This window comes from Streptomyces sp. enrichment culture, from assembly GCF_964272855.1.
Taxonomy (GTDB): domain Bacteria; phylum Actinomycetota; class Actinomycetes; order Streptomycetales; family Streptomycetaceae; genus Streptomyces.
This window is the reverse complement of record NZ_OZ186847.1, coordinates 6392365-6411987: the sequence shown is the minus strand read 5'-3', so window position 1 is coordinate 6411987 and position 19623 is coordinate 6392365. Positions and strand designations below refer to the sequence as shown.

Annotated in this window: 20 protein-coding genes and 1 pseudogene; 8 read left to right on the top strand and 13 right to left on the bottom strand. The window is 74.0% G+C overall.

Features of this window, described 5'->3' with window-relative positions; genetic code table 11:
* Positions 1 to 10: 10 nt before the first annotated feature.
* Together ACSU6L_RS28350 and ACSU6L_RS28345 are read right to left on the bottom strand one after the other, a co-directional pair.
* Positions 11 to 190 carry a hypothetical protein gene (locus tag ACSU6L_RS28350; protein WP_437061282.1) on the bottom strand — a complete coding sequence of 60 codons (180 nt, stop codon included), beginning with the start codon at positions 188 to 190 and terminating at the stop codon, positions 11 to 13.
* 233 nt (positions 191 to 423) lie between these two features.
* Positions 424 to 1791 (bottom strand): amidohydrolase, encoded by a 1368-nt coding sequence (locus ACSU6L_RS28345; RefSeq protein WP_437061280.1) that lies wholly within the window; start codon positions 1789 to 1791, stop codon positions 424 to 426.
* A gap of 138 nt (positions 1792 to 1929) precedes the next feature.
* Here ACSU6L_RS28345 and ACSU6L_RS28340 point away from each other — a divergent pair, with 138 nt between their 5' ends.
* The gene (locus ACSU6L_RS28340) at positions 1930 to 2868 is read left to right on the top strand and encodes an endonuclease/exonuclease/phosphatase family protein (RefSeq protein WP_437061278.1); all 939 of its coding nucleotides are present in this window, start codon (positions 1930 to 1932) and stop codon (positions 2866 to 2868) included.
* A gap of 87 nt (positions 2869 to 2955) precedes the next feature.
* Here ACSU6L_RS28340 and ACSU6L_RS28335 read toward each other — a convergent pair whose 3' ends face one another.
* Both ACSU6L_RS28335 and ACSU6L_RS28330 read right to left on the bottom strand, forming a co-directional pair.
* A complete protein-coding gene (locus ACSU6L_RS28335) occupies positions 2956 to 4821 on the bottom strand; it encodes an FUSC family protein (RefSeq protein ID WP_437061276.1) in 1866 nt (621 codons plus the stop codon).
* Between the two features lie 136 nt (positions 4822 to 4957).
* On the bottom strand, positions 4958 to 5749 hold the full coding sequence (locus ACSU6L_RS28330; RefSeq protein ID WP_437065093.1) for a nucleotidyltransferase domain-containing protein: 792 nt from the start codon (positions 5747 to 5749) through the stop codon (positions 4958 to 4960).
* A gap of 230 nt (positions 5750 to 5979) precedes the next feature.
* Between ACSU6L_RS28330 and ACSU6L_RS28325 the strand changes: the two genes are divergently transcribed.
* Genes ACSU6L_RS28325 through ACSU6L_RS28315 form a run of 3 tightly spaced genes read left to right on the top strand, consistent with a single transcriptional unit; the run spans position 5980 to position 7281 of the window.
* Positions 5980 to 6333: a hypothetical protein gene (locus ACSU6L_RS28325; RefSeq protein ID WP_437061274.1), complete on the top strand. Its 354-nt coding sequence runs from the start codon at positions 5980 to 5982 to the stop codon at positions 6331 to 6333.
* Positions 6334 to 6382: 49 nt separating this feature from the next.
* On the top strand, positions 6383 to 6796 hold the full coding sequence (locus tag ACSU6L_RS28320) for a RidA family protein (protein WP_437061272.1): 414 nt from the start codon (positions 6383 to 6385) through the stop codon (positions 6794 to 6796).
* On the top strand, positions 6793 to 7281 hold the full coding sequence (locus tag ACSU6L_RS28315) for an N-acetyltransferase family protein (protein ID WP_437061270.1): 489 nt from the start codon (positions 6793 to 6795) through the stop codon (positions 7279 to 7281). Before ACSU6L_RS28320 ends, ACSU6L_RS28315 begins: the two co-directional genes overlap by 4 nt.
* 64 nt (positions 7282 to 7345) lie before the next feature.
* Here ACSU6L_RS28315 and pip read toward each other — a convergent pair whose 3' ends face one another.
* Entirely contained in the window at positions 7346 to 8308 is a 963-nt protein-coding gene (gene pip / locus ACSU6L_RS28310) for a prolyl aminopeptidase (RefSeq protein WP_437061268.1), read from the bottom strand.
* 75 nt (positions 8309 to 8383) lie between these two features.
* Positions 8384 to 9097: a uracil-DNA glycosylase gene (locus tag ACSU6L_RS28305; protein WP_437061266.1), complete on the bottom strand. Its 714-nt coding sequence runs from the start codon at positions 9095 to 9097 to the stop codon at positions 8384 to 8386.
* A 333-nt stretch (positions 9098 to 9430) separates the two neighbouring features.
* On the opposite strand from ACSU6L_RS28305, the gene ACSU6L_RS28300 reads away from it, so the two are divergent.
* The gene (locus tag ACSU6L_RS28300) at positions 9431 to 9907 is read left to right on the top strand and encodes an RNA-binding S4 domain-containing protein (RefSeq protein WP_437065092.1); all 477 of its coding nucleotides are present in this window, start codon (positions 9431 to 9433) and stop codon (positions 9905 to 9907) included.
* Positions 9908 to 9965: 58 nt separating this feature from the next.
* On the opposite strand, the gene ACSU6L_RS28295 is transcribed toward ACSU6L_RS28300, so the two are convergent.
* Positions 9966 to 10661 (bottom strand): class I SAM-dependent methyltransferase, encoded by a 696-nt coding sequence (locus ACSU6L_RS28295; protein WP_437061264.1) that lies wholly within the window; start codon positions 10659 to 10661, stop codon positions 9966 to 9968.
* A 214-nt stretch (positions 10662 to 10875) separates the two neighbouring features.
* On the opposite strand from ACSU6L_RS28295, the gene ACSU6L_RS28290 reads away from it, so the two are divergent.
* A complete protein-coding gene (locus ACSU6L_RS28290; RefSeq protein WP_437065091.1) occupies positions 10876 to 11142 on the top strand; it encodes a DUF6343 family protein in 267 nt (88 codons plus the stop codon).
* Here ACSU6L_RS28290 and ACSU6L_RS28285 read toward each other — a convergent pair.
* The 4 genes from ACSU6L_RS28285 to rpsA form a co-directional block, all read right to left on the bottom strand.
* Positions 11139 to 11516 carry a tetratricopeptide repeat protein gene (locus ACSU6L_RS28285; RefSeq protein ID WP_073942758.1) on the bottom strand — a complete coding sequence of 126 codons (378 nt, stop codon included), beginning with the start codon at positions 11514 to 11516 and terminating at the stop codon, positions 11139 to 11141. The two genes, ACSU6L_RS28290 and ACSU6L_RS28285, sit on opposite strands and share 4 nt — an antisense overlap.
* Positions 11517 to 11589: 73 nt before the next feature.
* Positions 11590 to 12210, bottom strand: a complete 621-nt coding sequence (gene coaE / locus ACSU6L_RS28280; RefSeq protein ID WP_437061262.1) for a dephospho-CoA kinase — start codon at positions 12208 to 12210, stop codon at positions 11590 to 11592.
* Positions 12211 to 12292: 82 nt separating this feature from the next.
* Positions 12293 to 13231, bottom strand: coding sequence for a PAC2 family protein (locus tag ACSU6L_RS28275; RefSeq protein ID WP_073942760.1), 939 nt, complete (start codon positions 13229 to 13231; stop codon positions 12293 to 12295).
* A gap of 227 nt (positions 13232 to 13458) precedes the next feature.
* A complete protein-coding gene (rpsA, locus tag ACSU6L_RS28270) occupies positions 13459 to 14949 on the bottom strand; it encodes a 30S ribosomal protein S1 (RefSeq protein WP_073942761.1) in 1491 nt (496 codons plus the stop codon).
* A gap of 368 nt (positions 14950 to 15317) precedes the next feature.
* Here rpsA and ACSU6L_RS28265 point away from each other — a divergent pair, with 368 nt between their 5' ends.
* Positions 15318 to 16142, top strand: coding sequence for a class I SAM-dependent methyltransferase (locus tag ACSU6L_RS28265; RefSeq protein WP_437065090.1), 825 nt, complete (start codon positions 15318 to 15320; stop codon positions 16140 to 16142).
* 3 nt (positions 16143 to 16145) lie between these two features.
* Positions 16146 to 18716: an ATP-dependent helicase HrpB gene (gene hrpB, locus ACSU6L_RS28260; RefSeq protein ID WP_437061259.1), complete on the top strand. Its 2571-nt coding sequence runs from the start codon at positions 16146 to 16148 to the stop codon at positions 18714 to 18716.
* On the opposite strand, the pseudogene ACSU6L_RS28255 reads toward hrpB, so the two are convergent.
* Together ACSU6L_RS28255 and ACSU6L_RS28250 are read right to left on the bottom strand one after the other, a co-directional pair.
* Positions 18709 to 19460, bottom strand: a pseudogene (locus ACSU6L_RS28255) (DUF3068 domain-containing protein); the annotation flags it as partial. The gene hrpB and the pseudogene ACSU6L_RS28255 sit on opposite strands and share 8 nt — an antisense overlap.
* 19 nt (positions 19461 to 19479) lie before the next feature.
* Entirely contained in the window at positions 19480 to 19614 is a 135-nt protein-coding gene (locus ACSU6L_RS28250) for an SPW_0924 family protein (protein WP_437061257.1), read from the bottom strand.
* Between the last annotated feature and the right edge of the window lie 9 nt (positions 19615 to 19623).

Sequence of the window (19623 nt, the reverse complement as noted above, 5' to 3'; positions counted from 1 at the left end):
TCCACTCGGGTCAGGCGGCCGCCTCGGCGACCGCTTCGCGGACGATCACCAGGAACGTGTCCGTCGCGAGGTCCATGACGACCTCCGCCGGCTGGCCCTCCAGACGCCGCGCGTGCGCGAACTCCTCGGCCGGCCACGACCCGCGCGGACCGCCGGCGGGAAAGCGCTCGAGCACTGTTCGCCCGTTCACCCTGCACCTCCAGAAAGCGACGTACGTGTACGAGTTAACGCCTACAGGAGGTCAAACACCTCGCTCGGTGACGGGACTGAGACGTAGTTGGCACCCGTTCACTCCAAAGTGTGAGCCGCGTCTCGGTGAACTCCCGATTTCGCATACCTGACGTATGCGCTCTCGTACTCGTCGTGAGATCGGATGGTCTCACCGTCCGCAGCGGTCCCGAAGGCCGACGCGCGCCCCTCGGGTCACTCCGCGTCGTACCGCTGGACGCGCCGCCCGTGCCCCCGGTCGAGGAGCGCCGGCAGGCGCTTCCCCAACTCCCTGACGGCGGACGCCACGTCGAGGGTGAGCAGCTCTCGGTCGCGCATCAGGACACGGCCGTCGACGATCGTGGTGCGGACGTCGGAGGCGCGGGCACTGTGCACCAGGGTCGCGGCGAGGTCGTGGACGGGCTGGGTGTGCGGTCCGGTCAGGTCGACGAGGACGATGTCCGCGCGGTGCCCCGGTGCCAGGGAGCCGACGACACCGTCGAGGCCCACCGCGCGGGCGCTCTGCAGGGTGGCGTGGTGGAGCGCCTGACGGGAGGTCATCCAGCGGGGATCGCCCTCGGCCGACTTCTGGACCAGCGCGGTGAGCGCCATCGACTCCCAGACGTCGAGGGAGTTGTTGGAGGCCGCGCCGTCGGTGGCGAGCCCGACGGGGACGCCGGCCGCGCGCAGGGCCCGTACCGGCGTGGTGGTGGGCCAGGCGAATTTCAGGTACCCGCGCGGTGCGCTCGCCACCGCGACCCGCCCGCCGGCCCGCTCCAGGACGGGCAGGTCGCGTTCGACGACACCGGTGCCGTGCGCGATCAGCACATCGGTGCCGAGGATGCCGGTGCGCTCCAGGACCTCGATCGGGGTGACGCCGTGCCGGGCGAGGCCGGCGGCGGTCTGGTCGCGGTTCTCGGCGGCGTGCAGATGCACCGGCAGGCCGTGCTCACGGGCCAGCTCGGCGGTGGCGGCCAGGTCGGCGTCGTCGACCGTGTAGGGGGCGTGCGGGGCGAGGGCGGTGGTGATACGGCCGCCGGCACCGCCCCGGTGCCGCAGCGCGAACTCCAGCGACCGCTCGCGCCCTTCGGGCCCCTGGGAGGAGAAGAACGCCTGGCCCAGATGGGCGCGGATCCCGCATTCCTCGACGACCGCGGCGACCGCGTCCATGGCGAAGTAGTGGTCGGCGAAGCAGGTGACGCCGCCCCGGATCATCTCGGCGCACGCCAGCCGCGCACCCCACTCGACGTCCCGCGCGGTGAGGTTGCTCTCGACGGGCCAGATCACGTCGTCGAACCACGCCTCGGTGGGCAGGTCCTCGGCGGCCCCGCGCAGCGCGACCATCGGGGCGTGCGTGTGGCAGTTGATCAGGCCGGGCAGGGCGGCCTGTCCGCGCGCGTCGATCCGCTCGGCGGCGGGCAGCCCCACGACGTCGGCGGCCGCGGTGACGGACTCGATCAGCCCGTCGCGTACGACGATCGCGGCGTCGTCCCGGAAGGCGACCCGCTCGTGGTCGTCCCGGCCTTCGACATGCACGAGAGCGGTGCATCCCGTGATGATGAGGTCGGCGGGAGAAGTCGTCATCACGCCAACGTACGGCGGGGCGGTACCGCGAGGTGAGCGGAACCGCGCATCCGGCCCCCGGCCCTGTCGCGAAGCGGCCGGGGACCGCACCCTGGCCTCACCACGCCCCGCCACCAGGCTCTGCGAAAGGGGCCCGGAATGCTTGTAGGCACCTGGAATCTGGAGAACCTCTACCGGCCCGGCGGGCTGTTCGGCCCGAAGGACCAGGCCGGGTACGAGACCAAGCTGGCCTCCCTCGCCGCCGTGATCACCGAGCTGGATCCGGACCTGCTGGGACTGCAGGAGATCGGCGAGCCGGTGGCGCTGACCGACCTGGTCGGCATGCTGGACGGCGACTGGCACACCGTGGTCTCCACGCATCCCGACGCCCGGGGCATCCGCGTCGGGTTCCTCAGCCGTACGCCGCTGCGCGTCCTGGCCGACACCACGGCGTTCCCGGACCCGGTGCGGTCGGTGCAGACCGACGACGCGGGGCACACCACGACCCAGGCGGGGCGGGGCGTGCTGGCCGTGGAGACGGCCGGCATGAGTGTCGCGGTCGCGCATCTGAAGTCGAAGCTGCTGACCTACCCGGGCAATCGTTTCAGCCCGAACGACGAGGGCGAACGCGCGCGCTTCGGCGCCTACGCCCTCTACCGCAGGGCCGCCGAGGCGACGGCGCTGCGCGCGCTGGCCGACGTGCTGCTGGCCGGTGACGGCCGGGAGCGGGACGTGGTGGTGCTGGGCGACCTGAACGACGAGGTGCAGGCGGCGACCACGCAGATCGTGCTCGGCCCGCCCGGATCGGAGATCGGCACGGGCGGGTTCTCCCGGGAGGACAAGGGCGACGCGTTCCGGCTGTGGAACATCGCCCCGCGCATACCGGACGAGCAGCGCTACTCGCGTGTGCACTCCGGCCGCCGCGAGCTGATCGACCACATACTGCTCAGCCATCGCCTGGTGCACCGGATCACCGCCGCGGGCACCGGGCTGCCCGGCGAGGAGGCGCCACGACTGCCGTCGGTCGGCGAGGACCCGGTCGAGCGGCGGGACGCCCCGGGCTCGGACCACGCGCCGGTGTGGGTGCGGATCGGCTAGCGCGGGCGTCCGTCCGCACCCGGTGGGCCTCCCGGTCGAGGCGCAGGGTCTCTACGGCGTCTGTGTCCCTGGAACGCCACTGGGCGGCTAGACGGCCAACGGGAGACGCGCCGCCCGTAGCCCGCCGCGCTCCGCGGCGAGGACGCCCAGCACGCCGAGCGCGTCGGTCTCCGCGGCCTCGGCGAGGAGGCGGTCGAGCCGGCCGATGTGCCGGGGCGTGAGCCGCCCGGTGTCGTCGAGGTGCACGGCACACGCGGTGGTCGTGTCCACGAGCCGTTCGAGGACGGCTGCCGCCTCGTCCGCGCCCCGCGTGTGCCGGGCCAGCGCGGGCAGTTCCGCCGCGGCGACGGCGATGGCCGTACGGGCCTCGGCGAGCGCGCGGTAGGCCTCTCGGCGCAGCACCCACCGCGCGGGGCGGTCGTCGGACCCGGCGAGCACGTGCGCGAGATAGGCGTGCGCGGCCCCGCCCGCCGCCGCCAGCCGGGCCCGCACCGTGCCGCCCCGCTCCCCCGGCATCGGCAGATGCCCGACGATCAGTACGATCGCGCAGGCCAGCAGCGTCTCACCGATCCGGCTCGCGGAGGCCTGCGGCTCCCCGCCGACCATCACCAGGGCGAGCACCAGCACCGTCACGACGGCGGTCTGCGCGGCGAAGTGCCGGGTGGCGACCGGGATCAGCGCCCCACTGACCGCGACGACCGCCACGAGCCCCGCCGGCTGCGGCAGCACGGCGGCGAGCCCGGCGAACACCAGCGCCCCCAGGACGGTGCCCACGGCCCGGCACAGCACCCGCGACACGAGCGGCCCCAGGTCGGGCTTGACGAGGAAGACGGCGGTGGCGGGCAGCCAGTACCAGTGGGTGTGGTGCAGCGCCTGGGCGATGGCGCCGGCAGCGCCGAAGGAGAGGGCCACCCGCACCCCGTACTCCCGCCCGCCGGCCCCGAACGCGGCGCGCAGCAGCTGCCGCGCGGTCCGCCGCCGGGTGTGCAGCGCGCCGCCCTCGGCCCGGTCGAAGGCCTCCGCCGCGCGCAGCAGCGCGTCGTCCAGGGCCCGCAGGGCGGGCGCGGAGCGCGAGGGCGCGGGCAGCGGCCCTGTGTGCGTGTTGCGGCGCACGGCCGCGGCGAGCCGCCGGGGCGCCTGCGCGGCCCGCGCGGAGACCGGCTCCCCCGCCCAGGCGAGCGCCGTGGCGGCCTCGGCGAGGGGCAGCGCGGCGGCGTACTGCGCGTGCAGCCGCCGCTCGGCCGCGGACCCCGCGTAGCGGCGCAGCCGGGGCCCGGTCAGGGCGTCCTGGGCGTGGTCGAGAGCGGCGGTGAGCGCGGCCCGGCGGGTCGTGGCGTGCGGGCCGCCGACGGCGTCGAGCAGGTCGGCGACGGCGTCGTACACGCCCGCCACGGCGGCCCGCTCCCCGTCGAACCTGAAGTCCCCGGCCAGCGCGCCGGGCGTAGGCACGACCAGCCGCAGCGCCAGCAGCCATCCGGCGCCGCACAGGAACGCGAGTCCGCGCAGCCACCCCGGCTCGGGCAGCGGCATCCCCGCCCCCACGACGCAGGCGACCAGCACCTGTGTCCCTGCCGCCGAGGCGACCGGGCCCACCGCGCTCACGCACCCGGCGAGCAGCCCCAGTGCCGTGAGCAGCACCGTCAGCGCGACGGGCCCGCCGTGCTCCCCCGCGTACGCCCCCACGACCAGCCCGGCCGCGCCTGCCGCCGCCGGAACACCCAGCCGCCGCACCGCCGCGCGGCGGCTCCCCGGCCGGTCGTTGATCCCCGCGAGCATCGCCGCGATCGCCGCCACGACGCCGACCGAGGCCCGCCCCGCCACCACGGCCACCGCCAGCAGCGGCCCCGCGGCCGACGCGCCGCGGACCACCGCGGCCCACGGCACGGGGCCCCGCTGCGCCCGCAGCGCATGGGTGAACCAGAGGGGCAGTGCGGGTACGACACGTCGCGACACGCGGCTCCTGTCGACACGAGGGCGGGGTGTGCCTGCGGGCGACGGCGGCCGGGCGGTAGTACAACCCACGGTAAGGGGCGTTGTCGGCGGACATGGGACGGGCGTGTTTCGGCCGTGTGACGGTTGGCCGGGGGCGTCAGCCGGCCCGCTCGGTCCGCTCCGGGGCGACCCGCGCGAACAGCCGCTCGACGCGGGCGATCGTCCGGCTGAGGGCGTGCGCGTCGCGTGCCGCGAACAGTGACGCGATGATCTCGTCCATCTCCCGCAGCCCCGCCCGTTCCAGCAGCCGCTTCTCGTTGGTCACCCACTCTCCCCTGGCCGCCAGTACGGCGTGGCTCGCCTGGGTCGCGGCGACGGCGAGGGCGCCGGCGAGTTCGGTACGGCGGTCGGCGGGGACGTGGTTGGCCTTGGCGTAGCCGAGGGTCGCGCGCGCGGCGCCGTACCAGCGGTCGGCGGCGGAGCGGCGGAGCTCGTCCGGGTAGCGCTCGGGGCGCGGCAGCGTGCCGCGCAGGGTCCGGTTGACGGCCAGTTCGGCGACGACCAGGTAGCTGGGGATGCCGGCGAGGTGGAAGAGCAGCGGCTCCACGCGGAACCTGCCCGTCTCCGCCTCCGCCAGCTCGTGCTCGATCACGTCGAGATCGCGGTAGTGCACGTCCACGCGCCGGCCGTCTACCGTCAGCCACGCGCCCCCGTTGAACACGCCGCCGCCCCAGCCGCCGATCTCCGACACCTCGCCCTCCCAGCCGAGGGCGCGCAGGTCGGCGGGGTCGAAGGGGCCTCGGTAGTAGATGCCGAGGTCCCAGTCGCTGTCCGCGCGGTGGGTGCCCTGGGCGCGGGAGCCGCCCAGAGAGACGGCTTCGACCGTGGGGAGGGCGGCGAGAGCGTCGGCGACGGTGTCGAGGAAGGCCGAGTCGGTGAGGGCGGGCATCGGCGGCTCCGGACGGTCGTACGGCCAGTGGGACGGGGCGGCGAGCGCATCGGGCGGCCACACGAGGGGGCCCGTGTCCGCGCGGGTCGCAGATTATGCGGGCCCGGACCGTCCCGCACCGGATTTTCCCCCACGTCAGCCTTCCGCCGTCGTCCGCGTCTGCGGTTGTCAGTGGCGCGCGCTATCAATGAATCGTCACGTGGTGTGATGATTACGGGGGAACGGCGATGATGACGCAGAGCAGGGCCGGCAACGGCCGCCGGCAAGAACCGCAGCCGGTACTGACGCACTGGTCCACGGCCCGGCTGAGGGCGCGCGGCTGGACCGCCACCATGGTGCGCCAACTCCTCGGCGAACCAGACCTGCTGCGCCCGCATCCGCTCTTCCGCACCGCCCGGCAGATCCGCCTCTATCGCGTGGAGCGGGTCCTGGAGGCCGAGCGCGGCGCCGAGTTCCGGGCCCTCGCGGCCGCCGCCGCACGACGCGGCGCCGCGGCACGGACCGCCGCGCTGCGCAGGCGGCGGGTAAATCCGGGTGCGGGCCCGTCCTCCGGCCCAGATGATCGACTGAACCGGCCCGATTGACCGACTGATCGTCGGCCGGACGTCCGTCATCGACAGCTCAGGAGCGCTCATGATCCGACGCGTCACCGTGCCCACCCTGTTCCCGCCCCCGACCTACTCCCACGCCTCCGTGGTCGAGGCCGGCACGAAACTGGCGTTCCTCGCCGGGGCCGTTCCGCTCGACGCCGAGGGCAAGCTGGTCGGGGAAGGCGATCCGGTCCGGCAGGCACGGCAGGTGATCGCCAATCTGGAGGAACAACTGCGCGCGGTGGACAGCGACTTGGCGCACGTCGTGGCGACCGACGTGTACGTGGTGAGCGGTGAGCCCGCGACGCTCTCCGCGGTGTGGGACGTGGTCGAGGCGTCCGGGCTCGGCACCGGCCCGCATTCGTCGACCCTGATCGGTGTGGCCTGCCTCGGCTACACGGGACAGCTCGTGGAGATAACGGCCACCGCCGTCGTCCCCGAGGAAAGCCACCCGTGACGCCGGCGGCCGCGCTGCGCCGGGCGACCCCTTCCGACGCCCGCCCCGCCGCCGACGTGTGGCTGCGGTCCTTCGCCGCCGCGCTGCCGGGCGTCGTACGCGCGCACTCGGACGACGAGGTCCGCGACTGGTTCCGGCATGTCGTCGTGCCGCGCCACGAGACGTGGGTCGCCGAGGCGGCGGACGGGACGGGGCTGGTCGGGGTCATGGTGCTGGACGAGGCGGAGCTGTCGCAGCTGTACCTCGCTCCCGACTGGCGGGGGCGAGGTCTCGGCGACCGGTTCGTCGCGCTGGCCAAGGAGCGCCGGCCCGACGGCCTCGGCCTGTGGACCTTCCAGGTCAACACGCCCGCCCACCGGTTCTACGAGCGTCATGGCTTCGTCGCCGTCGAGTGGACGGACGGCAGCGTGAACGAGGAACGGGAACCGGACGTGCGCTACGTCTGGCGGCCGGACCAGCCGCCCGGCGCCGCCGCCCACAGCTGACACTGCACGGGGGGGCGCTGGCAGAACTCTCCCGGTCGAATCCCCAGCAGGGTCCCTGGCCTGCCTAGCGGCGGGCGTACCCGTCCGTCGCGGCGACCAGCAGGTCCGCGATGCCGGGCGCGCCCGCGCTGTGCCCGGCCTGGTCCACGATCCGCAGCTCGCTGCCGGGCCAGGCCTGGTGCAGACGCCATACGACGCCCAGGAGGTTGCCGAAGTCGAGGGCGCCCTGCACCAGGGTGCCCGGGACGCCCTTCAGCAGGTGGGCGTCGCGCAGCACCACCCCCTCGTCGTTGCCGTCGCCGAGGAAGTGGTCGTGGCCCCAGTAGTGGGTCACCGTCCGGGCGAAGCCCATCCGGAACTCCGGGTCCTCATAGCGCGCCACCGAGCGCGGCGGGGCCGGCACGGTCGCCGTCTCCCAGTCGGTCCAGCCGCGCGCCGCGCGCTCCCGCACCTCCGGGTCCGGGGACTCCAGCAGCCGGTTGTACGCGGCGGCGAGGTTGCCGTCGCGCTCGTCCTCGGGCACGAGGGACACAAATCGCTCGAAGGCCTCCGGGAAGATCTTCCCCAGCCCCCTGGTCATCAGGGCCACTTCGGGGTTCGAGCCGGTCGCGACCCCTGTGAGCACCAGCTCCGAGACCACCCCGGGGTGCGTCTGCGCGTAGCGCAGCCCGAGCACCGAACCCCACGAGCCGCCCCACACCAGCCACCGTTCGACGCCCAGATGCCGGCGTAGCAGCTCGAGATCGGCCATGACGTGGGCCGTCGTGTTGACTCTCATGTCGGCCCCGTGGACGCCCGCGTGCGGTGTCGAACGCCCGCAGCCGCGCTGGTCGAGCTGGACGATCCGGTAGGCCGCGGGGTCGAACAGCCGCCGGAAGTAGGGCAGGCTGCCGGAGCCGGGCCCGCCGTGCAGCACCAGCGCCGGCTTGCCGCGCGGGTTGCCGCTGGTCTCCCAATAGACGCGGTTGCCGTCGCCGACGTCCAGCATGCCGTGGTCGTACGCCTCGATCTCCGGGTAGAGGGCCATCGCAGCAACGTAACGCCGCCCCGGCGGACTGTCGCCCGGTTTCCGGCCGGGCGGCGGCCGACAGTGACTCCGGCCCTACGGCAGCCCGGCCGCGGTCGCCGCCGTGCGCAGCACCTCGCGCAGCATCTCCGGGGTGAGCCGGCCGGTGAAGGTGTTGCGCTGACTGACGTGGAAGCAGCCGAAGAGGTCGAGGCCGGTGGCGCTTTCGGGGGCGTCGGAGGCGTCGAGGTGGACGCGAGCGCCGTGTCCGAAGGCGGGGCGCGGCCTCGGCACGGTCCAGCCCGCCTCCGCGAACGCGGGCAGCGCCGCCTGCCAGCCGAAGGCGCCGAGCACGACCACCGAGCGCAGCGTCGGACGCAGCAGCCTCAGCTCCTGGACGAGCCAGGGCCGGCAGGTGTCCCGCTCCCCCGGCGTGGGCTTGTTGGCGGGCGGGGCGCAGTGCACGGGCGCGGTGACGCGCACCCCGTACAGCTCCAGGCCGTCGTCGGCGGTGACGGCCGTGGGCTGGGAGGCGAGCCCCACGTCGTACAGCGCCTGGTACAGCACGTCACCCGAGCGGTCGCCGGTGAACATCCGCCCGGTGCGGTTGCCGCCGTGCGCGGCCGGGGCGAGCCCGACGATCAGCAGCCGGGCGTCCGCCGGCCCGAACCCCGGGACGGGACGGCCCCAGTACGTCCGGTCGGCGAAGGCGGCGCGTTTGACGCGGGCCACCTCCGTACGCCACGCGACCAGCCGTGGGCACGCGACGCAGTCCGCGATCCGGGCGTCCAGGTCGGCCAGGCTGTCCATGCCTCAACGGTACGGGCGCGGCGTTAAGGTCGGGGCATGGCTTCCGAGCGTACGGACAGGAACAGAGGCGACGGCCGCCGTGGGGACCGCCGACGGGGCACCGAGATCCCCGGCCCCACCGGGAGCGGACCGCGGGACGTCGTGGCACGCCGGGAACCGGAGGGCACCGGGCCGGACGGAAGCCGGGAGCACGCGCGGCCGACCGCTCAGGATCAGGTGCTTCCGCGGACCGGCGACGCCGGGAAGCCCGAGGAGAGCGTCTCGGCGGCTGCGCCGGACACTGTCGGCACCGGCTCCGGCGGCCACCCCGCGCCCGCCGCTGGCTCCGGCCCCGTGGATCCCAAGGTCGCCGCGGCCATCGCCGCCGCCGAGGCCGCCGCGCCGGCGAGCGGCGAGACCGTACGGGTGGACAGCTGGATCTGGTCGGTACGGCTGGTCAAGACCCGCTCCCTCGGCGCCGCCGCCTGCAAGGGCGGGCACGTCCGGGTGAACGGTGAGCGGGTCAAGCCCGCTCACTCGGTGCGGATCGGCGACGAGGTGCGCCTGCGGCACGAGGGCCGCGAGCGTGTCGTCGTCGTCAAGCGGCTGATCCGCAAGCGGGTCGGTGCGCCGGTCGCCGTGCAGTGCTACATCGACAACAGCCCGCCGCCACCGCCCCGCGAGGCCGTGGCCCCCGCCGGAATCCGCGACCGCGGCGCAGGCCGGCCGACCAAGCGCGACCGCCGCGAGCTGGAACGCCTCCGCGGCCTGGGTGGCCTCGGGGGCGCCGGAGGTCCCGGAGGCCTCGGAGGCCACCCTGGAGGGCGATGAATCCAGGCGGGGGCGGCGTACGGCCTGACAGATGCACGGGGACGGCGGACCTACGGGCCTACCGGCCCGCCGGCACCGCCCTCACCCAGATCCGGTCCTCCGTCAGATATCTGTCCACCTTCAGCCCTGCCTCCGCCAGCGCGTCCTCGAACTGCTCCTTGGTCAGGGGCCGCACCCGGAACGTCTGGGTCCAGGCGGCGTCCGGGAACTCGTACTCCGCGCGCACCGAACGCAGGCCCTCGCCGACCGGTTCGGACGACACGATCCGCACGGTGAAACCGCTGGGGTCGACCCGCTCACGCGGCACGTCGGTGTGGTAGTCCTCGCCCTCCCGCTGGATCAGCACGCAGCCGTCCTCCGCCACGTGCCGCACACAGGTCCGCAGCAGCCCCCTCCGCACCTCCGGGTCCCCGGTGTGCACCAGGAAGGAGGCCAGCAGCACCGCGTCGAACGTCTCGCCCAGGTCCAGGTCCTCGATCGGGCTGAGGACCGTCCGCGCCCCGCGGACGCGCTCCAGCATCTCGGGTGACTCGTCGACCGCCGTCACCCGGTAGCCACGCTCCAGCAGCGGATGTGTCATCCGCCCCACCCCGCTGCCCAGCTCCAGGATGTGCGCACCCGCCGGCACGGCGGAGGCGATGACGTCCGGCTCCGGCCCGACCGGAAGCCGTGAGTAGAGCTCGACCGCGCAGCCGTCCGGGGTGATCGCCCCGGGCCCCGTCCCCTGATGTCCCGCTCGCATTTTCAGCTCCATGACCGGCCAACGGACCGCTCCCGCACGCCCGTTCCCACCCCACCGCGACACCACCCGTTCGAGCGACACCCGGCGACGGCCGGTCGACGCCCGGCCGGCACCCGGCTGCCACCCGGTCGGCACCCAGCCGGAGAACCCCTGGCGGGACGGATGGGCCCGGGGCCTGGAGCGTGACGGCGCCCAGGAGTACGTTTCAAGGAGGAGTGGTGGTCCGATGCGTACCGGCAGTGAGCCGATGACCGCGCGCAGTGCACTGCGGGCGCGCTTCTGGCTGAGCCTGTGGGGCCTGACCTGGGCGATCTTCGGCACGGCCGCGTTCGCCCTGGTAGGGCGGGTCGGCTGGGCCATCGCCTGCGGCGTGCTGTGGCTGGTGGCCACGATCGACATGATCATGGTCCTCCGGCACATCCGCCAGGGCCCGCACTACCAGCCCGGGCCCGACGTCCCGCCGTACGAGCCACCGAAGAACCACCCGCGTTAGTCGAAGCGCGCCGCCTTCAGGTACTCCGGGTTGGGGTCCAGCGCGGCCGCCAGACGGAAGTGGCGCTTGGCCTGGTCGGGGCGGCCCTGACGCTCGTAGGTACGGGCGAGCGCGAAGTGCGCGAACGCGTTGTCCGGCTCGCGCTCCAGCACGATGGTGAATTCGAGTTCGGCGGGCCGCAGTTGCGCGGCCGCGAAGAAGGCGCGGGCGCGCAGCAGCCGCGCGGCGGTGTTCTCGGGGTGCGCGGCGATGACTCCGTCGAGCAGCTTCACCGCGCCCCGCGGGTCGCGCGCGGCGAGCAGTTGCTCGGCAGCGCGGAAGTCGATGACGTCCGTCTCCGGCGTACGTCCGGTCGAACCGCTGATCTCGGGCACGGCTTGTTCCTTCCCTCGCTGCACCCGTTCAACGCCCGCGAGCCAGGCCGCTATTCCTGGCCCGTGCCCAGGCCTACTCCTGGGCCGGCTGCTTCGGCGTGCGCGCTCGGCGCGCCAGTTCGGCCCAGACCTCCTTCACCCGCCGCTCCAGCTCCTCCAGCGGTACGTCGTTGTCGATCACGATGTCCGCGATCTCCCGGCGCTTCTCGCGGGTCGCCTGTGCCGCCATCCGCGCGCGGGCGTCCTCCTCGCTCATGCCGCGCAGCCGGACGAGGCGGTCGAGCTGGGTCTCCGGGGCGGCGTCGACGACGATCACCACGTCGTACAGCGGGGCCAGGCCGTTCTCCGTGAGCAGCGGTACGTCGTGCACGACGACGGCGTCCGGCGCGGCCGCGGCCTCCAGCTCGCGGGAGCGGGCGCCGACCAGGGGGTGCACGATCGAGTTGAGGACGGCCAGTCTCCCGGGATCGGAGAAGACGATCGAGCCCAGCTTGGGCCGGTCCAGACCGCCGTCCGGGCCGAGCACCTCCTCGCCGAAGGCCTCGACGACCTCGGCGAGCCCGGGCGTCCCGGGCGCGACCACCTCACGCGCGATGCGGTCGGCGTCGATCAGTACGGCACCGCACTCCACGAGGAGCCGCGACACCTCGCTCTTGCCGGCGCCGATGCCGCCGGTCAGGCCCACTGTCAGCATGAGCGGAAGCTTAGGCCCTGCCACCGGCGGCGCACCCCGGCGGGGCGCCGGCCGGGCAGACCGGCCCGCCCCGCCCCGCGTCTCAGCCGTCTCCCTCACGTTCCGCGAGGAACCGCTCGAACTCCCGCCCGATCTCGTCCGCCGACGGGATCTCCACGGGCTCGGCGAGCATGTTGCCGCGCGTCTCGGCGCCGGCGACCGCGTCGTACTGGTGCTCGAGACCCTGGACGAGCGCCGTCAGCTCCTCGTCGCCCTCGCGGATCTGGCGCTCGATCTCCGTCTGGGTGCGGTGCGCGTCGGTGCGCAGGGAGTGCGCGATGCCGGGGAGGACGAGCCCGGTGGCCGCGGTGACGGCCTCCAGGACGGTCAGCGCCGCGTCCGGGTACGGCGAGCGGGCGATGTAGTGCGGCACGTGCGCGGCGACGCCCAGCACGTCGTGCCCGGCCTGCATCAGGCGGTACTCGACCAGCGACTCGGCGCTGCCGGGCACCTGCGCCTCCTCGAAGGGGCTGCGGTGGCCGGGGACCAGCTCGCTGCGGTTGCCGTGCGGGGTGAGGCCCACCGGGCGGGTGTGCGGGACGCCCATGGGAATGCCGTGGAAGTTCACGGCGAGGCGCACGCCCAGCCGCTCCACGATCTGCTCGACGGCCGCCGCGAAGCGCTCCCACTCGACGTCCGGCTCGGGGCCGGACAGCAGCAGGAAGGGCGCCCCGGTGGCGTCCTGGACGATCCGGACGGCGAGCGTGGGCTCCTCGTAGCCGGTCCAGCGGTCGCGCCGGAAGGTCAGCAGCGGACGGCGGGCCCGGTAGTCCACGAGCCGGTCGTGGTCGAAGCGGGCGACGACCTGGTGGGGCAGCGAGTCGAGGAGCCGGTCGACGATCTGGTCGCCGGTCTCGCCCGCGTCGATGTATCCGTCGAAGTGGTAGAGCATGACAAGACCGGCCGACTCCTGGGCGAGCGCCATGTCGACGACGGCCAGGCCCTTCGGCTCCCACGTGTACAAACCCTGCGGATCAAGCACTGTGACCGCTCCTCCTCGTGTTCGTACTGCACAACGCGGCGCGGAGCACGGGCATTCCCGTCCGGTCCCGATCAACTACCGCGCGTGGTGGGCGGCTTCGCCATGGGGCACCGAGTCGCCCGCGTACGGTCCCGGAAACGCCGAAGGCCCGCATCCCTGACGGGATGCGGGCCCTCGGTCATCGGCTAACCCTCAGCGAGGAGCTGGGGTGCCCCCTCGGGGGGAGCTCAGCTCTGGCCGCCGGCGAGCTTCTCGCGCAGCGCGGCAAGCGCCTCGTCCGACGCCAGGGCGCCGGAGGTGTCGCCGCCCTCGGAGGAGTACGAACCGCCGGTCGCGGCCGGAGCGGCGGCCTCGCCACCCTCGGCGGCGGCAGCGGCGTCCGCCTCGCGGGACTTGATGACCTGCTGCTGGTGCTGCTCGAAGCGGGACTGCGCCTCGGCGTACTGGCGCTCCCACTCCTCGCGCTGCTTCTCGTAGCCCGGCAGCCAGTCGTTGGTCTCCGGGTCGAAGCCCTCGGGGTAGATGTAGTTGCCCTGGTCGTCGTAGGACGCGGCCATGCCGTACAGGGTCGGGTCGAACTCGACCGCGGACGGGTCGGCACCGAAGGACTCGTTGGCCTGCTTCAGCGAGAGGCTGATGCGACGGCGCTCGAGGTCGATGTCGATGACCTTGACGAAGATCTCGTCGTTGACCTGGACGACCTGCTCCGGGATCTCCACGTGGCGCTCGGCCAGCTCGGAGATGTGGACCAGACCCTCGATGCCCTCGTCCACGCGGACGAACGCACCGAACGGAACCAGCTTCGTGACCTTGCCGGGCACGACCTGGCCGATCTGGTGGGTGCGGGCGAACTGCTGCCACGGGTCTTCCTGGGTCGCCTTCAGCGACAGGGAGACGCGCTCGCGGTCCATGTCGACGTCGAGGACCTCGACGGTGACCTCCTGGCCGACCTCGACAACCTCGGACGGGTGGTCGATGTGCTTCCAGGACAGCTCGGAGACGTGGACCAGACCGTCGACGCCACCCAGGTCCACGAAGGCACCGAAGTTGACGATCGAGGAGACCACGCCGGAGCGGACCTGACCCTTCTGCAGGGTCGTGAGGAAGGTCTGGCGGACCTCGGACTGGGTCTGCTCGAGCCAGGCACGGCGGGACAGGACCACGTTGTTGCGGTTCTTGTCCAGCTCGATGATCTTCGCCTCGAGCTCCTTGCCGACGTACGGCTGAAGGTCGCGAACACGGCGCATCTCGACCAGGGAGGCCGGAAGGAAGCCGCGGAGGCCGATGTCGAGGATGAGACCACCCTTGACGACCTCGATGACGGTACCGGTGACGATGCCGTCCTCTTCCTTGATCTTCTCGATGGTGCCCCAGGCACGCTCGTACTGGGCGCGCTTCTTCGAGAGGATCAGGCGGCCTTCCTTGTCCTCCTTCTGGAGGACCAGGGCCTCGATCTCGTCGCCGACGGCGACGACCTCGTTCGGGTCGACGTCGTGCTTGATCGAGAGTTCGCGGCTCGGGATGACACCTTCGGTCTTGTAACCGATGTCGAGCAGGACCTCGTCCCGGTCGACCTTCACGATGACGCCGTCGACGATGTCGCCGTCGTTGAAGTACTTGATCGTCTCGTCGATCGCTGCGAGGAAGGCTTCCTCGTTACCGATGTCGTTGACCGCTACCTGCGGGGTGGTGGCGGTGGTCTCGGTGCTGCTCGTCATGTGGGAAAGGGCTCCGGTACGGACATTGAAGTCGTAGGTACTGCTACGCCGGGAGCCCGTTTCGCTCTGCAGAAGCCGGACAGCCAAGGAAGCGCCTCACCGGGGGAACCGGTGTTGGCGCCTCGACAACCGAGGGGACATACAACAGATGCGAGCGCAGCCTGCTACGTCTGAGGTGCGCAGGCCCGCAGCGCAACTTGTAGCATACGGGGGCAGCCGGGCAGGGTCAATGCGCGAAGCCGCACACCCGGGGCGGTTCGCCGCATTCCCGGCACAAATCCTGTCTCCTGAGGCCACGACGGCCTCGGCGCGTCCCTTCGGCGACGCCGCCTGGACGGGTTGCACGGAAGAGTACGACGAGGGAGCCCATCATCCAAGAGCCCGTTTCCCCCGAGCCCGTATCCGAGCCTGAGGCCACCCGTCGTGACGCCGGGGTCGCCGAGAGCGCCCGGGCCAACCGGGGCTGGTGGGACCGCAACGCGGACGAGTACCAGATCGAGCACGGCACGTTCCTCGGCGACGACCGGTTCGTGTGGGGCCCGGAGGGCCTGGACGAGGTGGAGGCCGAGTTGCTGGGCCCGCCGGAGGAGCTGAAGGGCAAGGACGTCCTGGAGATCGGCGCCGGCGCGGCGCAGTGCGCGCGCTGGCTGGCCGGCCAGGGGGCCCGTCCCGTCGCCCTGGACCTCTCCCACCGCCAGCTCCAGCACGCCCTGCGGATCGGCGGATCGTTTCCGCTGGTGTGCGCCGACGCGAGCGCGCTGCCCTTCGCGGACGCCTCCTTCGACCTGGCGTGCTCGGCGTACGGCGCGCTGCCGTTCGTGGCGGACCCGCGGCTGGTGCTGCGGGAGGTGCGCCGGGTGCTGCGGCCGGGCGGCCGCTTCGTCTTCTCGGTGACCCATCCGATCCGGTGGGCCTTCCCGGACGAGCCGGGCCCGGAGGGGCTGTCGGTCTCCGCCTCCTACTTCGACCGCACGCCCTACGTCGAGCAGGACGACGAGGGCCGCGCGGTGTACGTGGAGCACCACAGGACGCTCGGCGACCGGGTCCGGGACGTCGTGGCCGCCGGCTTCCGGCTGGTGGACCTGGTGGAGCCGGAGTGGCCCGCGTGGAACACCGTCGAGTGGGGCGGCTGGTCGCCGCTGCGCGGCAGTCTGATCCCCGGTACGGCGATCTTCGTCTGCGAGCGGGACTGAGGCGTGATCCGGCACGACGCCCTGGACGCCCTGCCCGTCCGCGACGCCCTGCCCGCGCTGCGGGACGCCCTGGAGGGGCCCGGTGCCGCCGTGCTGGTGGCGCCGCCCGGTACCGGCAAGACGACGCTGGTGCCGTTGGCGCTCGCCGGGCTGCTGGGTGAGGGGCCCGCGCGGCGGGTGCTGGTCGCCGAGCCGCGGCGGATCGCCGCGCGGGCGGCGGCCCGGCGGATGGCGTGGCTGCTGGGCGAGAAGGCGGGCGGGACCGTCGGCTACACGGTGCGCGGCGAGCGGGTGGCCGGGCGGCACACGCGCGTGGAGGTCGTCACGACCGGTGTGCTGCTGCAGCGGCTGCAGCGGGACCAGGAGCTGACCGGGGTCGACGTGGTGCTGCTCGACGAGTGCCACGAGCGGCATCTGGACGCGGACACGGCGGCGGCCTTCCTGTGGGACGTACGGGAGGCGCTGCGGCCGGAGCTGCGGCTGGTGGCCGCGTCGGCGACGACGGACGCCGAGGGGTGGGCGCGGCTGCTGGGCGGGGCGCCGGTGGTCGAGGCGCGGGGCGTCTCCCATCCGGTGGAGGTGGTCTGGGCGCCGCCCGCCCGTCCCGTACGGCCGCCGCACGGGATGCGGGTGGATCCGGCGCTGCTGACGCATGTGGCGTCGGTGGTGCGGCGGGCGCTGGCCGAGCGGCCGGGGGACGTCCTGTGCTTCCTGCCCGGTGTCGGCGAGATCGCCCGGGTCGCCGGGCAGCTGGGGCGTCTCGGGGACGTCGAGGTGCTCCAGGTGCACGGGCGGGCCCCGGCGGAGGTGCAGGACGCGGTGCTGGCGCCGGGGGCGCGCCGTCGGGTGGTGCTGGCGACGGCGGTCGCGGAGTCGTCGCTGACGGTCCCCGGGGTGCGGGTGGTCGTCGACGCGGGGCTGGCGCGGGAGCCGCGGGTGGACCACGCGCGCGGTCTGAGCGCGCTGACGACGGTACGGGCCTCGCAGGCGGCGGGGCGGCAGCGGGCCGGGCGTGCGGGGCGTGAGGCGCCGGGTGCGGTGTACCGGTGCTGGGCGGAGGCCGAGGACGCGCGTCTGCCGCGTTTCCCGGCTCCGGAGATCCAGGTGGCCGACCTGACGGCGTTCGCGCTCCAGGCCGCCTGCTGGGGCGATCCGGAGGCGACGGGGCTGGCGTTGCTCGATCCGCCGCCGGGCGGCGCGATGGCGGCGGCGCGGCAGGTGCTGTCGGCGGTCGGCGCGGTGGACTCCGCCGGGCGGGCCACCGAGCGCGGCGTCCGGCTCGCCCGCCTCGGTCTGCACCCCCGGCTGGGCCGTGCCCTGCTGGACGCCGCGCCGCTCGTCGGTACCGACCGGGCCGCCGAGGTCGTGGCGCTGCTCAGCGAGGAGCCGCCGCGTGAGTACGGCGACGATCTGGCCGGTGCCCTGCGGGCCGCCCGGCGCGGCGGTGACGGGTACGCGGCTCGGTGGCGCGCGGAGGTGCGGCGGCTGCGGGCCCTGGCGGGCGAGGCCGGCGGCTTCGATCGGGCGGCCGGGGCGGACGGCGCGAACGATCGGACGAACACAGCTCGTGATCGAAGTGCGGGCGGTCGGGCGAGCACCGGAGAGGACCACCTCGTCGGGCTGGTCGCCGCCCTGGCCTACCCGGAGCGGACGGCCCGCGTCGACGGTGGCTCCTATCTGATGGTGTCCGGGACGCGGGCCGAGGCCGGTGAGGGCACGGCGTTGCGGGGCGCGCGGTGGATCGCGGTCGCGGTGGCCGACCGGCCCGTCGGCCGGGGACACGCGCGCGTGCGGCTCGCGGCGGCCGTCGACGAGGACGTCGCGCGGCGGGCGGCGGGGGCGCTGCTGGCGGAGGGCGACGAGATCCGCTGGGCGGACGGCGACGTCGTCGCCCGGCGCGTGGAGCGGCTGGGGGCGGTCGAGCTGGCCGTACGGCCCCTCGCCGAGCCCGCCCCGGAGCTAGTGCGGGAGGCGTTGCTCGACGGGCTGCGGCGGGAGGGGTTCGGGCTGCTGCGGTGGTCGCGGGAGGCCGTCGTCCTGCGGCAGCGGCTCGCGTTCCTCCGGCTGCACCTCGGCGAGCCCTGGCCCGAGGTCTCCGACGAGGCGCTGCACGCGCGCGTGGCGGAGTGGCTGGAGCCGGAGCTGGGCCGGGCGCGGCGGCGGGCGGATCTGGCGCGGATCGGCGCCGCGGACTGTCTGGCGCGGCTGCTGCCGTGGGCGTCCGGCGACGCCGCGCGGTTCGACGAGCTGGCGCCGGAGCGGATCACCGTGCCGAGCGGGTCGGCCGTACGGATCGACTACGCGGATCCGGAGCGGCCGGTGCTCGCCGTGAAGCTTCAGGAGATGTTCGGGCTGCAGGAGTCGCCCCGGGTGGCCGGTGTGCCGCTGCTGGTGCACCTTCTCTCGCCCGCCGGGCGGCCGGCGGCCGTCACCGCCGATCTCGCCTCGTTCTGGAAGGACGGCTACCGGGGTGTCCGCGCGGAACTGCGCGGCCGGTATCCGAAGCATCCGTGGCCCGAGGATCCGGCGACGGCGGAGCCGACCCGGCACACCAACGCGCGGCCAAGGCGGTGAGCGGGGCGGGTTCGGTGGTCCGCGCGGGGGGCGGGCCGCCGGGCCGGCGGCCGCGGGCCTCCAGGAGGAGGGCGAGGGCCAGCAGGAGGGCGCCGAGGGTCAGCAGGCCCCAGGGCAGGTAGGACGTCGTCAGCAGGACGGGGGTGACGCCCTCGACGGGCATGGCCTTTGGGGAGGGGACCCGGGTCCAGGGGATGGTCTGCTCCAAGTGGTAGACCTCCAGGCCGCGGAAGTCCCGCGTGTCCTTGTAGTGGATGGGGGCCGTCACGCGCGCTTGTGCGTCGAAGTACTGGTAGTTCCGTTTTCCGGTCAGGAACGGCCATTTGAACTCGATGCCCTCGCGCCGCACGGGGTCGCCGTCGACCGTCTCGCCGCCTGCGTGGACGGGTTCCTGGGTGTGGGCGTCGAAGACGTACCGCTCGGGGATCCTGGAGACCATCTCGCCGTCGGGGCCCTGGACGTAGGAGAGGCCGTCCCGGACGACGACGTCCCGGTCCGTGGTCCGCTCCACGCCTTCGGAGGGCTCCACGTCGCCCCTGAGGGTCTGGACGATCGTGACCCGGGGGACCTCGCGGCCTTCATGGTGCCGTAGTCGAGGAGGGTGGCGTCCTTCGCCTCCATGACCTGCTACTGGTGCGCCGGGACCTTGGCGAGCCGGGGGAAGGCGTACCGGCGCAGCAGAGGGGACAGCGCCGTGCAGAACACGGCGAGGGCGAGCAGGACCAGGCCGGCCTTGCGGCGCATCTCGGCCTCCCTCCCGGGGTCACGGGTGTGCGGGCACGGTCGTCAGCAGCGGCTTCGGGGAGGTCTCGCCGTCCGGTGTGCCGAGCGCGGTGAGGGTGAGGACGAGGGCGAACGCGAGGGCGAGACCGGTCGCGGCGGCGATCAGGGCGCGCATGCGGGCCTC

Bases quoted from the DNA above. Each gene is read 5' to 3' on its own strand.
- ACSU6L_RS28345 (WP_437061280.1), bottom strand. From the start codon at position 1,791: ATGACGACTTCTCCCGCCGACCTCATCATCACGGGATGCACCGCTCTC.
- ACSU6L_RS28340 (WP_437061278.1), top strand. From the start codon at position 1,930: ATGCTTGTAGGCACCTGGAATCTGGAGAACCTCTACCGGCCCGGCGGG.
- ACSU6L_RS28330 (WP_437065093.1), bottom strand. From the start codon at position 5,749: ATGCCCGCCCTCACCGACTCGGCCTTCCTCGACACCGTCGCCGACGCT.
- ACSU6L_RS28325 (WP_437061274.1), top strand. From the start codon at position 5,980: ATGACGCAGAGCAGGGCCGGCAACGGCCGCCGGCAAGAACCGCAGCCG.
- ACSU6L_RS28320 (WP_437061272.1), top strand. From the start codon at position 6,383: ATGATCCGACGCGTCACCGTGCCCACCCTGTTCCCGCCCCCGACCTAC.
- pip (WP_437061268.1), bottom strand. From the start codon at position 8,308: ATGGCCCTCTACCCGGAGATCGAGGCGTACGACCACGGCATGCTGGAC.
- ACSU6L_RS28305 (WP_437061266.1), bottom strand. From the start codon at position 9,097: ATGGACAGCCTGGCCGACCTGGACGCCCGGATCGCGGACTGCGTCGCG.
- ACSU6L_RS28295 (WP_437061264.1), bottom strand. From the start codon at position 10,661: ATGGAGCTGAAAATGCGAGCGGGACATCAGGGGACGGGGCCCGGGGCG.
- ACSU6L_RS28290 (WP_437065091.1), top strand. From the start codon at position 10,876: ATGCGTACCGGCAGTGAGCCGATGACCGCGCGCAGTGCACTGCGGGCG.
- coaE (WP_437061262.1), bottom strand. From the start codon at position 12,210: ATGCTGACAGTGGGCCTGACCGGCGGCATCGGCGCCGGCAAGAGCGAG.
- rpsA (WP_073942761.1), bottom strand. From the start codon at position 14,949: ATGACGAGCAGCACCGAGACCACCGCCACCACCCCGCAGGTAGCGGTC.
- ACSU6L_RS28250 (WP_437061257.1), bottom strand. From the start codon at position 19,614: ATGCGCGCCCTGATCGCCGCCGCGACCGGTCTCGCCCTCGCGTTCGCC.